Origin of the sequence: Pararhodospirillum oryzae (genome assembly GCF_007992075.1) — a bacterium.
Lineage (GTDB): Bacteria > Pseudomonadota > Alphaproteobacteria > Rhodospirillales > Rhodospirillaceae > Pararhodospirillum > Pararhodospirillum oryzae.
Map to the genome: position 1 here is coordinate 1 of NZ_BJZO01000091.1, position 14,522 is coordinate 14,522.

General features: G+C 62.0%; 22 protein-coding genes. 19 read left to right on the forward strand and 3 right to left on the reverse strand.

Features of this window, described 5'->3' with window-relative positions; all coding sequences use genetic code 11:
- Positions 1 to 231, reverse strand: a 231-nt coding sequence (locus ROR02_RS16985; RefSeq protein ID WP_218032821.1) for a hypothetical protein, incomplete at its 3' end; no start/stop codon positions are given.
- 591 nt (positions 232 to 822) lie between these two features.
- On the opposite strand from ROR02_RS16985, the gene ROR02_RS13745 reads away from it, so the two are divergent.
- The 19 genes from ROR02_RS13745 to ROR02_RS13835 all read left to right on the forward strand — a co-directional run bounded on the left by ROR02_RS13745 (position 823) and on the right by ROR02_RS13835 (position 14,009).
- Complete coding sequence (locus ROR02_RS13745; protein ID WP_281291047.1) at positions 823 to 1,251, forward strand: helix-turn-helix domain-containing protein; 429 nt, start codon at positions 823 to 825, stop codon at positions 1,249 to 1,251.
- A gap of 18 nt (positions 1,252 to 1,269) precedes the next feature.
- Positions 1,270 to 1,659 carry a hypothetical protein gene (locus ROR02_RS13750; protein ID WP_147164617.1) on the forward strand — a complete coding sequence of 130 codons (390 nt, stop codon included), beginning with the start codon at positions 1,270 to 1,272 and terminating at the stop codon, positions 1,657 to 1,659.
- Positions 1,660 to 1,902: a DUF4160 domain-containing protein gene (locus ROR02_RS13755; RefSeq protein WP_147164618.1), complete on the forward strand. Its 243-nt coding sequence runs from the start codon at positions 1,660 to 1,662 to the stop codon at positions 1,900 to 1,902.
- Entirely contained in the window at positions 1,886 to 2,134 is a 249-nt protein-coding gene (locus ROR02_RS13760; protein ID WP_147164619.1) for a DUF2442 domain-containing protein, read from the forward strand. The genes ROR02_RS13755 and ROR02_RS13760 overlap by 17 nt, the downstream gene beginning before the upstream one ends.
- 63 nt (positions 2,135 to 2,197) lie before the next feature.
- Positions 2,198 to 2,632: a hypothetical protein gene (locus ROR02_RS13765; protein ID WP_147164620.1), complete on the forward strand. Its 435-nt coding sequence runs from the start codon at positions 2,198 to 2,200 to the stop codon at positions 2,630 to 2,632.
- Positions 2,633 to 2,758: 126 nt separating this feature from the next.
- Positions 2,759 to 3,184 (forward strand): hypothetical protein, encoded by a 426-nt coding sequence (locus ROR02_RS13770; protein WP_147164621.1) that lies wholly within the window; start codon positions 2,759 to 2,761, stop codon positions 3,182 to 3,184.
- Positions 3,177 to 3,386, forward strand: coding sequence for a hypothetical protein (locus ROR02_RS13775; protein ID WP_147164622.1), 210 nt, complete (start codon positions 3,177 to 3,179; stop codon positions 3,384 to 3,386). Before ROR02_RS13770 ends, ROR02_RS13775 begins: the two co-directional genes overlap by 8 nt.
- 320 nt (positions 3,387 to 3,706) lie before the next feature.
- Positions 3,707 to 3,910 carry a helix-turn-helix transcriptional regulator gene (locus tag ROR02_RS13780; RefSeq protein ID WP_147164623.1) on the forward strand — a complete coding sequence of 68 codons (204 nt, stop codon included), beginning with the start codon at positions 3,707 to 3,709 and terminating at the stop codon, positions 3,908 to 3,910.
- A gap of 1 nt (position 3,911) precedes the next feature.
- On the forward strand, positions 3,912 to 4,265 hold the full coding sequence (locus tag ROR02_RS13785) for a hypothetical protein (RefSeq protein ID WP_147164624.1): 354 nt from the start codon (positions 3,912 to 3,914) through the stop codon (positions 4,263 to 4,265).
- Between the two features lie 423 nt (positions 4,266 to 4,688).
- A complete protein-coding gene (locus ROR02_RS13790; protein ID WP_147164625.1) occupies positions 4,689 to 5,672 on the forward strand; it encodes a DUF7146 domain-containing protein in 984 nt (327 codons plus the stop codon).
- Positions 5,669 to 6,970, forward strand: a complete 1,302-nt coding sequence (locus ROR02_RS13795; protein ID WP_147164626.1) for a virulence-associated E family protein — start codon at positions 5,669 to 5,671, stop codon at positions 6,968 to 6,970. Before ROR02_RS13790 ends, ROR02_RS13795 begins: the two co-directional genes overlap by 4 nt.
- 357 nt (positions 6,971 to 7,327) lie before the next feature.
- Positions 7,328 to 7,639 (forward strand): hypothetical protein, encoded by a 312-nt coding sequence (locus ROR02_RS13800; RefSeq protein WP_147164627.1) that lies wholly within the window; start codon positions 7,328 to 7,330, stop codon positions 7,637 to 7,639.
- Positions 7,636 to 7,902, forward strand: coding sequence for a hypothetical protein (locus ROR02_RS13805; RefSeq protein ID WP_147164628.1), 267 nt, complete (start codon positions 7,636 to 7,638; stop codon positions 7,900 to 7,902). The genes ROR02_RS13800 and ROR02_RS13805 overlap by 4 nt, the downstream gene beginning before the upstream one ends.
- Before the next feature lie 112 nt (positions 7,903 to 8,014).
- Entirely contained in the window at positions 8,015 to 9,193 is a 1,179-nt protein-coding gene (locus ROR02_RS13810; protein ID WP_170245122.1) for a phage portal protein, read from the forward strand.
- Positions 9,186 to 10,823 carry a phage major capsid protein gene (locus ROR02_RS13815; protein WP_147164630.1) on the forward strand — a complete coding sequence of 546 codons (1,638 nt, stop codon included), beginning with the start codon at positions 9,186 to 9,188 and terminating at the stop codon, positions 10,821 to 10,823. The genes ROR02_RS13810 and ROR02_RS13815 overlap by 8 nt, the downstream gene beginning before the upstream one ends.
- 117 nt (positions 10,824 to 10,940) lie before the next feature.
- Positions 10,941 to 11,336, forward strand: coding sequence for an HNH endonuclease (locus ROR02_RS13820; RefSeq protein WP_147164631.1), 396 nt, complete (start codon positions 10,941 to 10,943; stop codon positions 11,334 to 11,336).
- Positions 11,336 to 11,902, forward strand: coding sequence for a head-tail connector protein (locus ROR02_RS13825; protein ID WP_147164632.1), 567 nt, complete (start codon positions 11,336 to 11,338; stop codon positions 11,900 to 11,902). Before ROR02_RS13820 ends, ROR02_RS13825 begins: the two co-directional genes overlap by 1 nt.
- A 108-nt stretch (positions 11,903 to 12,010) precedes the next feature.
- Positions 12,011 to 12,415 (forward strand): phage terminase small subunit P27 family, encoded by a 405-nt coding sequence (locus ROR02_RS13830; RefSeq protein ID WP_147164633.1) that lies wholly within the window; start codon positions 12,011 to 12,013, stop codon positions 12,413 to 12,415.
- Positions 12,387 to 14,009, forward strand: coding sequence for a terminase large subunit (locus tag ROR02_RS13835; protein WP_170245123.1), 1,623 nt, complete (start codon positions 12,387 to 12,389; stop codon positions 14,007 to 14,009). Before ROR02_RS13830 ends, ROR02_RS13835 begins: the two co-directional genes overlap by 29 nt.
- A gap of 7 nt (positions 14,010 to 14,016) precedes the next feature.
- Here ROR02_RS13835 and ROR02_RS13840 read toward each other — a convergent pair whose 3' ends face one another.
- Entirely contained in the window at positions 14,017 to 14,319 is a 303-nt protein-coding gene (locus ROR02_RS13840; RefSeq protein WP_147164635.1) for a helix-turn-helix domain-containing protein, read from the reverse strand.
- On the reverse strand, positions 14,316 to 14,522 hold a 207-nt coding region (locus tag ROR02_RS13845), incomplete at its 5' end, for a type II toxin-antitoxin system RelE/ParE family toxin (RefSeq protein WP_170245124.1). The genes ROR02_RS13845 and ROR02_RS13840, both read right to left, overlap by 4 nt.

Genomic DNA, 14,522 nt, shown 5'->3' on the forward strand with positions numbered 1-14,522 from the left:
CTCTTCCTCGTCCATCAGGGCCGAGGCGCTGGCGATGAAGGCTCGGGTTTCAACGATGGTGACGAGAGGGCCGGCTTGCATGGGGAGACAGTAACCCTTTGGGATACTCCCTTGCAAGGCCATACCGGGATTTCTGCTTTCGATGCCCTGCCGGCTTGCGTCCTCTGGATGCCTTTCCCGCGCCTTCGGATCGGGCCGAGGCCAGTATTCGCGCACCACCCGGCGAAGCATCGCTCACCCTCTCTTCTGCCTGCCCCGCCGTCTTGCTTGTCGATGACTTCCCGATGGCTCCCGGAATACCTGAAAACTCTATTCGTATTGCGCGTTATGCGACCAAATCATTCTAAACTAGGCCGGGCTTGGGTGTGTGGATAACTTGAGAACCAGTTTCCTTTTTCTCATTCGCGGAACGCACATGATCCGTCGCCCCCTCTTTCCGGCAGGCGGTCGCCAGCGTTTTGGGGCGCGCTCCCGCCTGCCGGAAGGGTTCGACGGAAGGGGAAATGAGATCATAGAGAAGACGTGAACATGTGTTGTTGTTTTTCAATGGGTTGAGAAGGGGGGTGCGGCAACAAGCTGTTGCCGGGGGTGCGGCAACAAGCTGTTGCCGGGGTACTGTCATTTAATGGAAAGACTTTTCCATTTTTTGGAAAAGGTGGGTTGCCGGGGGTGCGGAAATGTGTTTCCAATTATTGGAAAGGGCTTTCTGTCGGAGGGAAAGACATGTCAGCGCCTACCGCAATCGGGACCCCCGTTAAAAGCGGCCCCCGCACTTGGGTTCAAACAGACCGAGCCGCACATGAAGCGTGGGCGGCGCTGACCATGGAAAGCCCGAGGGCGGCGGCGCTGATGCACCATCTGGTCGCGCTGATGGGACATCAGAATGCCGTGGTGATCCCGCAAAAGACCCTGGCAAAGATCATGGGGTGCAGCGAGAGGACCATCAGGAACGCCCTGACCGATCTTGTGAAAGGTAACTGGATCCAAGTCGTACAGCTTGGATCGGCGGGAACGGTGAATGCCTATGTGGTGAACTCGGCTGTTGCCTGGGGAGAAAAGCGGGACCACATGCCCGGCCTCTCGGTTTTCCACGCGCGCGTCATCGCGGATTCCTCCGATCAGAAGCCGGAGACAATGGATAGCGGCAAGCGCTTGCGGCGCGTCCCTGCCTTGTTCGAGGAAAAAGAGCCCAAGGCCCGCTCCGTCCAGGCGGATCTTGAGGATGCTATAGCCGCCCAGACTACACTCTGACCAGGGGAGCAGCGTTCCATGATTGATGGAGTCAGGATTTCCCACGATTACCATGACAAAATCAGAGATAGATTGAAAAAATTAGACATAACATTTGATGAACGAATGGCTTGCGTTGTTTTTTTAAGTGAAATTTGCCGATCATTAAAATATGAATCATATGATTGTGGAAAAGATGTCGATGAAATATCATCAATTCTCGGCATAGAAATTTCAGAAGCGCGCAAAATAATCGAAATACTAGAGAATGTACACGCCATAACTGTGATTAAACGAGGGCAGACCAAGGTCATCACCGTGAACCCCGAGGGCGCTTATCGGGGCGATTTGAACCATCACGCTGAGGTGATGGACCGATACAAGACCGAGGTGGTTCCCCTCCGGCCTGACTTGCGCCCGGCTTCCTGAATGCCCGTCATCATCCGTGAAGCCGGCTATCGGTTCTTTTTTTACAGCGACGAGGGCAACCCCAGGGAACCCGTTCATATCCACGTTCGAGGGAACGGGCACGAAGTGAAGTTTTGGCTGGATGAACGCCTGACCGTTGCCCGAAACGACGGCTTCGACACGCGAACCATTCGGTTCCTGGCCGAGATCATCGAGCGGAACCGGACCACCATTGAGGAGGCTTGGAATGGACATTTCCGCTAAAGCCGTTCGCTTCGACGACACCCGCATGTGGGTTGACCTGAGCGACGAGCGAACCCTGGGGATCCCGCTCGCGTGGTTTCCGCGTCTGTTGCACGCCACGCCCGAACAGCGCCAGGCCGTCGAGATCAGCACCTACGGCCTGCATTGGGATGAGATCGACGAGGATATTTCGGTTGCCGGACTGATCGCCGGGCGGGGCGACCAGACGAAGGCTCGACGGACAGCGGCTTAACCAAACCCGTCCGGCCAACGGCCACCCGGTGACCGCCCGGCCACCCCATGCTAGTGTCCGGCCATGGAAACCACGCCCCTTTCATATGCTGCCCTGGCTGAACGCCTAGGCAAGACCGTGGATGCCGTGCGCAAGATCGCGCGGCGCCGGGGCTGGCGCGTGTCCTTGGACAACAGGGGCAAGGCCATTGTTCACGTCCCCCTGGCCGACCTGGAAGACACCAACCCCCCGGCCACCCCGGCCACTGTCGAGCCGCCGACCACCCGGCCACCACCCGGTGGTCACATGGACGCGGGCGCCCTGGTGGACGCCCTGACCCATGAGCGTGACCGCCTGGCGGCTGACCTGGCCGAAGTCCGATCCGCTCTTGCCGATGCCCTGGCCGAGGCCAAAACCGCGCGCGACGAGGCACACAAGGCCGAGGTCGAGGCCGCCGAACTGCGGGGGGAACTGCGGGCGGTGCAGGGCCGGGGCTTCTGGGGGAAATTGCTCGGCTGATTTTCGCCGGAAGCGGGATTTTCCAGTAGACCGCCGAGTCGCGCTGTACGAGAATCAAGGCGCCCCCGGGAGGCGTTGGCCCGCTCCCCGGGGACTTTCCGAAACGCACCTTTAGGAGAGGCGCGCGTGGACAGCCGCATTTTAAACATCCCCGTCGATCGGAGTCTTGCCGAAGATTTTCCCCATCGTCTCGGCAAGGCTTCGACAATCATCCGCGAACACACCTTTGAAGAACTGAGAACTATCATATCCGCCATCGAATTGATGGTTCCGTGTTCTTGTGGCGACTCCGATGATAATGAAGGGGATCCCCTTCGCAATTCATTGATCTATCTTTGCACTCAAGCCCGCTCGTCTCTTCGCGCCATTGACAACGCCCTCATTGACTTCAACACGTTTGCCAAACCGCTGAACGACGCCATGGCGCTGGAGCTTAAGAAGGCGAAGGCCTGGGATGACCAAGTAAGGTCACGGGCCATCGTGGAAGAGATCTTCACCCGCGACCTTAAGAAAAAGGCCGACGAGGGGATGGAGGCCGCCACAAATGGCTGACGCATCCCTGAGCTTCCTGGCCGATCGGCTGATTCACATCGAGAACTTGTTGGAGTACATGGCCGAAGCGGAAAGCGCGCGCTCCGACCTTGGATCCGACTTGGGATCCGCTCTGCGCGGGGTTGCGCTGGCGCTTGGCGACATCCGGGAGGACCTGCAAGAAAAGCTGATGGCCCGCGCCGAGGCCGAGGGCGCGGCTTGATGGCCTGACCCGCCCCGCGCGAAAAAAGCGAAAAGGGGTTGACAGGACCTAGCACATGTGAAAATGTGCAGGAAATACAGGATGCCGTTCCTGTGAGATGACCCCGCCCGAGCGATCGCGGCGGGGTTTTTCTTTTGCCGGGAAAGTGGCAAAAAAGGGTTGACGCCCTCCTGACGGTGTGAAAATGTACACGTAATACAGGATGAGCTTTCTGTAACAAGGCCCCGCCAGAGCGCGGGGCTTTTTGTTTTTCGGCCCCCATCACCACCCCCGCCCGCCCGGATCCGTCCGAGGCGGTTTTTTTCGTTGGAGAACACGCTATGGAAGACCGTCTTCTTCGTCGCCGCGAGGTCGAAGCCTTGACCGGCCTTGCCCGGGCCGCTTTGATGCGGCACGTCGCCAAGGGGACGTTCCCGCCCCCGTTGAAAATCAACAGCCGTTGCAACCGATGGAAGGAAAGCGCGGTGCGGGCGTGGATTGCCTCCCTGCCCGAGAAGGGCGCCACCCCGGCGGCGGAGGCGTGAAATGCCCGGCCTGGAAGCGGTGGCGCCGAAGCTGCAAAAGCTTCTGCCCTTGCTGGGGAGCGACAAGGACGGCGAGGTACTCGCCACGGTCGCGGCCATCCGGCGGACCCTGGACGGCGCCGGGGCCAATCTCCATGACCTGGCGCGCGCCCTGGCCGCCCCGCGCGGCGCGCCCTCACGGTCGAGCGACGACGACGCGGGCCTGATCGACGCCTTGCTGGGAGGCGACTTTGACCTGACCGACTGGGAGCGGGATTTCGTTTCGAGCCTGTCGCGTCTGGTCGCGAAGGGGAAGCGGCTGTCCCCGAAACAGCGTGCCACCCTGCAAGGCATCGCGGAGGAGTGCGGCTTATGACCCGCGCCAAAACAAGGCGCCTCTGTGGCGAGGCGCCGGGGGCCAGTACGTTATTTCATACTTCGGCCTGGAAAGGGGTGCCCCAGGTAACGCCGCTCATGGGCCGCGCCGGAAAAGCCGGAAAAGCTGGACTGGTACAAAGTGTACTAAGCGGATCCGGGGGCGAAAACTTAGATAGTCTGAGTTTTTCACGCCCTGGACTCAAAACCGTACTGCACGGTACGGTTATTCGGGCTTGTTTCCAGCAAAGACACCCCGTAAACTTTCCGGTGATTTTTCAGAAGGACGCCACCCATGCCCTAAGCGAAAGCCCAAACGAGAAAGGCTCCCGAGCGCGGCGAACGCTGGGAGCCTAGAAAATCTCGAATAGCCAATCACTTGCCGGGTACCTCCTGAAACCATACCGGCAAATGGAGATCGAACATGGACCGCAATCCAAGTCGATACAGGGATCTTATTGACTATCGCCGGACTGATCAACACCAAAATCAGGTAAACTTTTCAAAACTTATGCTCGACGTGGCGGCGCGGCTCCTTGGGAAGCCGACTAGCAAAACCGCCTTTGAATGGCGTTTTGGCCGCCACGGCTCCCTGGCCGTTGATCTTCGCAAAGGGGTTTGGCACGACCACGAAGCCGGCGAAGGTGGCGGTGTTCTGGCCCTAATCGAGCGCGAGACCGGGAAAAGAGGCCGCGAAGCCCTGGAATGGCTCGGTTTGGACGTTGATTCCCCTGAATATCAGCGCGAACCCCGCCAAAATAGCCCGAAACCCGCCGATATCGATGAAACGGCCAGCATTAACGAGCGCATCGCTCGGGCCATGCGGATCTGGTCCGAGGCCGTGCCGATCTTGGGCACTCCGGCTGAAGCATACCTTTTGGGCCGGGGCTGTGCCCTCCCCCCTGCCGGCGAAGACGTGATTCGGTGGCACCCTGCCTGTCCTTATGACAAGGGCGGCGCGCCTTGCATGGTGGCGCTGATGACCGACGCCCTCACCTGCGAGCCAAGGGCAATTCACCGAACCCCGATCACCCTGGACGGCACACGCGACAAGGCCCGGCCAAAGAAGATGCTCGCCCCCTCGCACGGATGCGTGATTCGGCTGGAGGACGACGCGGACGTTATTGGTGGGCTGGGGCTGACGGAGGGCATCGAGACCGCCCTGGCCGTGATCGCCGCTGACTGGCGTCCGGTTTGGGCGTGTGGCTGTGCGGGAACGCTGCGCGACATGCCGGTGCTGCGCATTCCGTGCCTCACTGTTTTTGCTGACAACGACGCATCAGGCACCGGCCAAGAAGCGGGCCGGACCTGCGCGCGGCGCTGGGCCGACGCGGGGCACGAGGCCCGGGTGATGACCCCGCCCCTGGTTGGATCCGACTTCAACGACCTGATGCGGGGGGCCGCATGATGGAAAGCCCAGAAGACCGCTTCGCCAAAAAGGGCGCCACAGTCGAGAACTTCCCGCCGCGCGGCAAATACAAAAAGACCAGTCACGCGAAAACAACGGATTGGTACGGTGAAACAAAGACCACAACCCGAGGCGGGGTTGATGGCTGTATTTCAAACGTCATGCTTGCCCTGCGCCACGATCCGGCATGGGAAGGGGTCATTGCTTATGATGAAATGGCGTGCGCTTCGCTTCTTATGAAGCCGATTGTCCGGCATGACGGATCCGCTGCCGTGAAGGGGCCATTCCCGCGCCCGGTGACAGATACGGATCTAACGGTTGCCCAAGAGTGGTTAGAGCTGGCTGGATTGAAGCGGGTTGCCGCCGACACCGTAGCGCGGGCGATGGACCTTCGGGCGACCGAATGCGGATTCCATCCCGTGCGCGACTGGCTCGAAGGGCTGACCTGGGACGGTACGCCTCGGGTGGGGCGATGGCTGGCCGATTACCTGGGAGCCGAGGCGACCCCTTATGCCGCCGCTGTCGGAAAAATGTTTCTGATCGCCATGGTAGCCCGAATCATGGAGCCGGGATGCAAATCGGATCACATGCTTATCCTGGAAGGGGCACAAAAAGCGCGGAAGTCAACCGTCTGTGAAATCCTCGGCGGTGAATGGTTTTCCGATTGTCTCGGTGAAAGCGTTACCAGCAAAGACGCATCGAGCCATCTTCGCGGTAAGTGGCTCATAGAAATGGGCGAGTTGCATACGCTGTCGAAGGCCGATGTGACCGCGCTAAAGTCCTTCATCACCCGCAAGACGGAAAAGTATCGCCCAGCCTATGGGCGCAAAGACGTAACAGAGCCTCGCCAATGCCTGTTTATCGGCACCACAAACGAGTCGGAGTACCTGCGCGATGCAACGGGCGGACGGCGGTTCTGGCCGGTCAAGGTCAGGGTAACGCACCCAATCGAGACTGACGCCCTGGCCCGTGACCGGGGCCAGCTTTTCGCGGAGGCGATGACGCTATACCGGCAAGGAGTCCCGTGGTGGCCGGATGACACCTTCGAGGCCGAAATTATCGCGCCGGAACAGGAAGCGCGGTTCGAAGTGGATTCCTGGAGCGAGGCTATCGAAGATTTTCTTCGGGACAGGTCGCGCACCACCATTCTTGAGGTGGCCCTGGGAGCTTTGAGCCTTGAGCGGGCGCGGCTGGGCACGGTCGAGCAACGGCGGATCCGGGCCGTTTTGATGAAACTCGGATGGGTTCTGGGGCCGCGCACCGCAAGCGCACGGTTTTACGTGAGGAAGGGGGCTTAGGCCCCCTTTTTTTGTGCCCGAACGGCGGATTCCATGACGCATATGGAAAAGTGCGTCATCCATAACACATTGTTTTATAAGACTTTCCAAAGATCAATGACGCACATGACACACTTAGCTCGAAACATGGAAAACGACAGTTTGGTTGAGTGTGATGTCATATACACCTGAATTGCATTTTTAGCCTCTATTGGGAAAATGCGTCATGCGCGTCATGTGCGTCATTGGGTATCGTTAAAAATCAAAGCGTTAAGCCATGACGCACACGACCAGGGGGGAAAGTGCGTCATGCCGCGCGCCCCTCGAAGGCGTCGCGAAATCCGCTGACCCCATAACCACAATCTGAAAGCGTAAATCATGAGCATGACCGAAACGGGCCGGGGATCCGGCACCGCACCCTTGCCCGTTGCCGTTTGCGTGCGCCTGACCGAGGCCCCCGACGATCGGGGGCGCGTGGCCCTGGCCGATGTCAGGCTTCCCGGCCTCGGGATCGAGGTGCGCGACATTTCAATTTCCATGGCCGGGGGCCGCGCCTACGCCGACCTGCCGAAAAAACGCGGCCCGGACGGGCGGCGCCGGGCGGTGCTGACCCTGCCCCCCGATCTGACCGAGGCGGTCAAGCTGGCCGCCCTCCGGTGCTGGGCGCGGTCTGGGGAGGCCGGGCGATGACCGCGCCCCGCGTCGCCGTCGTGCGCCTGGAGCCGCCCGAATATCTGGGATCCGTCCGCGCCGTCGGCGCTGTGCGCATTGACCCCCCGGGCTGGACCGTCGAGGGGTGGCTCGTCTGCGAGCGGTCGCGCGGGCCGTATGTCCGGCCGCCCACTATGCGGCTTGCGTCGGGCCGTGGGGCGCACACGGTGCATCTGCCGCCGGACCTGTTGGCCGAGGTCGAAGCCGCATTGATCGATGCTTATGCGGTGTGGGCGGGGTGACGGCGCATCATGACGCCTTGAGGCTTGACAAAGGACACAACACGAACGCCGATGCCCTATTGACATTGCAACCGCGACTCGCACAATGGATGCGAGAAAGCGGGGAATCGATATGTGGCCTTTTGGGCGAAACAAGACAGAAACGCGGTCGTGGGGCGAGCTAGAACGCCTGATCCTGGCTGCAAATGAAACGGCGGCGGGCATTTCCGTTTCGCCGGAAGGCGCGTTGAAGTGCCCGGTGGTCTTGGCCTGCGTGCGGGTTCTTTCCGACAGCGTTGCCCAGCTTCCCCTTATTCTCTATCGGCGCGGGCCGGACGGGGCGAAGGAGCGGGCGACCGACCACCCGCTTTACCGACTCCTGCATGATGCGCCGAACGGCTGGACCACGGCGGCGGAATGGCGCGCGTCGATGATGGTTCAAGCGCTCATCCATGGGGACGCCTACGCGGTGATCGGTAGGGCGCGGGGGCAGGTGGTGGAAGTCGTCCAGGCACCGGCCGGGGCGATCCAGACCGACGTTGACTTGACCACCTGGGAGCCAATCCATCGCGGCACGCTGGCCGATGGCTCGTATCGTGTTTTCCAGCCCGGCGAATTGTTTCGCTTGCGGGTGCCCGGCCCTGATCCGGTGCGCGGCTTGTCCCTGGTCAACGAGGCCCGCGAGGCCATTGCCCTGGCCTTGCAGCTTGAAGCATACGCGGCGCGCCTGTTTGGCAAAGGTGCCCGGCCTTCGGGTGCGCTCAAGGTGCCGGGGCGCCTGTCGCCAGAATCCCTCGCCCGTCTGCAATCCAGCATCGCCTCACGACATGGCGGCGCGAACAACGCGGGGACCCTGGTCCTTGAGGAAGGCATGAGCTTCGAGCAGATGCAATTTAGCTCGACGGATGCGCAATACATCGAACTGTTCCGACATCAGATTGCCCAGATCGCGCGGGTGTTTCGCGTTCCGCTGCATATGATCCAAGAGCTTGAGCGCACCACCCATAGCAATGCCGAAGCCATGGGCCAGCAATACCTTTCGACTGTACTTCTGCCGTGGCTCAAGCTGTGGGAACAGGCGATCGCCCGTGATCTTCTTAACGAGGAAGAGCGGGGCGAATACTTCGCGGAGTTTCTGGTTGACGATCTGGTCAAGGCGGATCTTGCCAGCCGCATGACGGCTTACACGGCGGCGGTGTCGAACGGGATCATGAGCCCCAATGAATGCCGGGCGCTTGAGAACCGAACCCCGTACCAGGGCGGGGACGCCTTCCACCGGCCGTTGAACACTGGGGAGGCCGGCCATGCTTAACCAGGTCGAACGCATCGAGATCCGCCTTGCCCCTGGCGGCGCGGGCACCTTCCGGGGCCTTGCCTCGGTTCATGGCGTTGTCGATGCCCACGGGACGGATTTTGCCGAGGGGTGCTTTGACGCCAGCATCGAAGAGCGGCGCGCGCGTGGTCAGGCGTTCCCGCTGCTGCTGCATCACGATCCCGCCCGGCCCTGCGGCGCCGTCACGGACCTGACCGACACCCCGGAGGCGCTGACCATCGAAGGCCGGTTCGCCCTGGGCACGCGCGACGGCGACGAAGCCCATGCCCTGGCAAAGACCGGTGCCCTGGCTTTGTCCATCGGCTTTGTCCGGGAAAGCGACAAGCCCATGCCCGGAGGCGTGCGGCTGATCACGAAGGCCCGCTTGATTGAGGTGTCGTGCGTGTCGGTCGCATCCAATCCCCAGGCCCGGATTACCGAGGTCCGATCCCATGCCGCGAAGGGCGCGGCGCATCACAAGGAAACCACCATGTCGCTTGATACCGCGCCCGAGGTCCGGGCGGACGACACCACCACCAGCACGGACGGCGCCGACCTGGGCGCCCGGGTGGATGCCCTCGAAGCCGACGTGAAGACCATCAAGGCCACGGTCGAAGCCATCGCGGCCAGCACCGCGAAGACGGAAGCGCGTTCGGCCCGGCTGGGGCTGGTCGCGCCCGGTGGTGCCCAGGGCCAGGACATCGAGGTTCGCGCCTTCGCTGGCTTCGTGCGGCGCGGGCGGGAGGCCATGGATCCGGTCGAAGTCCGCGCCCTGCGGGTGGCCGATGACAGCGCGGGGGGCTATTTGGTGCCCCAGGACTTCCGGCGCGAGTTACTCAAGAAGCTGGTGGAAACGTCGCCCATTCGCCAAGTCGCGACCGTGACCGGCACGGCGCAAGGCGAAGTCATTCTCCCCAAGGTCACAGGCACGCCTACCGCGTCCTGGACGGCCGAGACTGCCACGCGCTCGTCGAGCGAACCGACCTTCGGGCAAGTGACGATCCCGGCCCACGAGGCGGCTGTTTACGTGGACGTGAGCCAGAGGCTTCTTGAGGACTCTGCCATCAACATCGAGGCCGAGCTTTCCGCCATGCTGGCCCTGGAGTTTGGCCGGCTTGAGGGCGCGGCTTTCGTGTCCGGTGATGGCACCGGCAAGCCCAGAGGGATCTTGAGCCACCCCGATCTTGCCACCCTGGCCGCTGGTTCGACCACGGCCCTGACCGCCGATGTTCTCATCACCTTGTTCCATTCGCTCCCTGCGCAGTACCGGAACAGTCGCGGGTCCTGCTGGCTCGTCAATGGCACCACCTTGGGCGTTATCAGGTCCCTGAAAACGAGCGGCGGCGATTACTTGTGGCGTGATGCTTTGAGCGAAGGAAACCCGGCCACTATTCTTGGACGCCCGGTGGTTGAAGTGCCCGGGCTGCCCGACGTTTCTTCGGGCAAGGTGCCTGTGCTGTTCGGTGACTGGAAGACCGCCTATCGGATTGTCGATCGGGTCAACCTGTCCATCCTGCGGGATCCGTACAGCGTTGCAACTAGCGGGCTTGTGCGTTTCCATGCTCGCCTCAGGGTTGGCGGTGACATGGTAATGCCGGCTGCCGTCAAGGGCGTGGTCATGACCGCGTGATGACGACACCGCCCGCGTGACGTGGGCGGGGATGGGCGATCCGCCGTGATGGCGGCGCCCGGTGGTGGGGCCGGCACCGGGATGGTGTCGGTCCCCTCTCTAAAGGGGATCGGGACCATGCCCACGATGGTGAGAATCTGCCCCCGCTGCGGGGCGAAGGTGAAGGTGGGTCAGGGGTGCGCCTGCGAACGGGACGAGAGGCCCTCGGCCAGCGAACGGGGATACGGGGTTCGGTGGCAACGGGCGCGGGCGGCGTTCTTGGCTGACCATCCCGTCTGTGTGAAATGCGGCGCGCCGGCGACCGTGGTTGACCATATCTTTCCGCATAAGGGCGACCAGAGTGTGTTCTGGGATAAGCTGAACTGGCAAGCCCTGTGTACGCATTGCCATTGCTCGATCAAGCAAGCCGAAGAGCGCGGCAAAAAGAAGCCAAAGATCATCAAGGGTGTTGATGCCAATGGGCGCCCGCGTGATCCGAACCATCCGTGGAACTTGAACCCCTGGAAGCCGTGATGATCGAAGTCTTGGTTGCTCCGCAAAGTGACTTGGTGACGGTGGACGAGGCGCGCGCCGACGTTGGGGCCGGCGACGACGCCACACTGGCGGCAGTGATCAAGCGGGCATCGGCGGCGGCGGAAACGTTCATCGGTCGCCCGGTGTTGGCTGGGACCTATCGCGAAACGGTCTGGCTTCCCCGGCCTGTGGCTGATGTCTGGCTGTCGCGCTGGCCCGTGGGCGCGGTGTCGGGGATCACGCTGGACGGCCAGGACGTGACAGGCACCGGGTGGCGGCTGAACGGCGGGGCGCTGGTGCGGTGGTCGGACGGACGGCCTGGGCTTTGGGGTGCGGGCGATCTGGCCGTGACGTACACGGCCGGGCACGCGACGTGCCCCGAGGACATCAAGGCGGCGGTCCTTACCTTGGTTCGCGACATGTATTTCGCGATTGGTCGGGACGCGGCTATCAAGTCAGATACCTATTGTGACGGTACTTCTGTAACTATGGCTGTTAATTTGCCAAGTATTTCTCGGGCCGTAACTGATTTGTTGATGCCTTATCGTGGGGTTGTTGTTGGGTAGGTGGGGGGATTCGATTATTTATTTTACTGGGGGGCAAGACCGGTGGGGGCTCACGCGCGCACTCTTTCCGAAATTGGGATTCCGCAGTTTGCAAGGGCGTAAACAACCATGAAGGGCAGAAAGCCGAAACTCTCGCTCGTTGAAAACGCCCCTCTGGCCGGCGGCTGCCCTGCCGCGCCGCCCTGGTTGCCCCCTTTGGCGCAAGCTGAATGGCGCCGTGCGGCTCCCCAGCTTCACGCGCGCGGTGTGCTGACCGACGACGTGTTCGCGATGATGGAAAGTTATTGCATCGCCTCTGGTCAGGTCAGGGAATGCGAAGAAGTCATGTTGCGCGAGGGCCGGTTTGTCGAGGGCGAACGGGGGCAGACGGTCCACCCGGCGCACCGGCTCCAACAGGCTGCAATGAGAGAGGCGCGGTTGCTGGCCTGCGAGCTTGGCATCAGCCCACACCGCAAGAAGGCCGTCGAGGAAGAGGATAAGACTGGTGGCTGGGACCTCGACCTTCTCGCCTGATCCGGCCCTGTACGAGGACCCGACAGGCCGGGCCGATCGCGTATGCCGTTTCCTGGCCCGTCTGCGGCTGTGGGAGGGGCGTTTCGCAGGACAGCCGTTCACCCTGGCGCCGTTTCAGCAAGCCCTGATCCGCCGGATTTATGGCCCCACGGCGCCCGACGGGGGGCGGCTGGTCCGGCAAGCCTGTATCTGGATCCCCAGGGGCAACGCCAAGACCACGCTTGCCGCCGGCTTGGCCTTAGCGCACTTGCTCGGGCCGGAAAGCGAACCGGGCGGTCAGATCGTGTGCGCGGCGGCGGATCGTGAGAATGCCGGGATCGCCTTCAACAGCGCATGGCAAATGGTGCGCCAAGATCCCGCGTTGCTGTCGCGTGTTCGGCCAATCGAAAGCCGCAAGATCCTGCATCATGACAAGAGCGCGTCCAAGTTATCGGCCATTTCGACAGAGGCTTATTCAAAGCATGGCCTGAACGTGTCTTTCTTCCTGGCGGATGAAGTCCATTCCTGGCCTGCAAGTGAAGCGCGGAAACTGTTCGGTGTCGTGCGCGATAGTATGGTGAAGCGCGAGCATCCCTTGACCATCGTCATTTCGACTGCCGGCGAGGGCGAGGGCACGCTTGCGGCTGACCTTTGGGAGTACTCCCTGGCCGTGGCACGCGGGGAGATCGAAGACCCCACGTTCGCGCCAATCATCTTTGCGGCGGATCCTGGCGACGACTTCAAGGACCCGGAGACCTGGCGCAAGGCGAACCCTGCCATCGATGCCGGGTTCCTGTCGGTCGAGGAGATCCGGTTGAAGGTCAAGCGCGCGGAGTTTATCCCGCGCGACGTGGCCGACATCAAACGCTACCACCTGAACATCTGGCAGAACGGTGCTGCCGAGCCGTGGATTGACCCCGCCGTTTATGACGCGGCGCCAGACCGGACGCCCCTTGAAAACCTGGAAAGCACGCCCGCATTCCTGGGCATCGACATGGCCGCCGTGACCGATATGGCTTCGGTAGCCGTCTGCTGGCCTGACGGCGCCGGAGGCTATGACATCGACGTGACCGGGTTTTTCCCCTCCGACAACATCCAGGCCCGAGGCGAGCGGGATCAGGCCGATTACATGCGCATGGTCAAGGCTGGCTGCCTTCGGCTGACCGAGGGAAATGTCATTGACCAGAACGTGATTTTTGAACATGTGCTGGAACTGGCCGAACGCTTCCAGGTCCAGGAAATCGCCTGCGACAGGTGGGGAAGCGTCGGGTTCATGACGCGCTTGCAAGACGCGGGCCTGACCGTGGCGCCGTTCGGGCAGGGCTTCGCGTCGATGGCTGGGCCGGTGAATGAGATGGAGCGCGCCATTCTGTCAGGTGGCTTCCGGCATGGCGGAAACTTGGCCCTGCGGTCTGCCGTGGGAAACGTGGCGCTAGAACAAGATCCTGCCGGGAATCGCAAGTTTACAAAGGCCCGTGCCCGTGGCCGCGTTGACTCTGCCGTGGCTGCCGTCATGGCGCTTGCCCGTGCCCAGGCGGGCGGGGGTGCTGGCTTGGTCTATAACGACGCCGCGCTTCGGCCGGATGGTTTTTTGACGGTCGATCTTGGGTGGTGATGCGCCGTTAAACGTGCCCGTCTGCAAGCGCACGGCGGACGGCTTCGGGTTCGCGCTCCATGATGCGCAAGAGCATCCGCGCGGCTCCGCTGGGCACCCTCTGACCCTGTTCCCATTTGCGAAGCGTGGACAAGGACACGGCCATAGCGCCGGCAAAGGCTGGCTGACTCATACCGAGACGGGCACGGATTGCCGCGATATCCGCCCGATCTGGTTCAACACGGGTTTCCTGCCCTCGGGCGCTGTCCCCTTTGCTGTAGGCAATCGCGTCTTCCAGGCCTTCGCGGATTGCGTCGAATGCCGAAGTCATGATCGTTCCCCGTATCCTTGAACAAGAACCCTGACCAATGCCGCCAGACTGTTCCGTTCGGCTTGCGTGAGGTTGTCCTTCTCGTTCTTGGCGAAGACGGACAGAAGGAAGAGCGGCATGGTTCCGTTCCGGTAGAAATAGACGACGCGGGCGCCCCCGCTCTTCCCCCGGCCTTCAAGGGGGACCCGCACCTTGCGAACCCC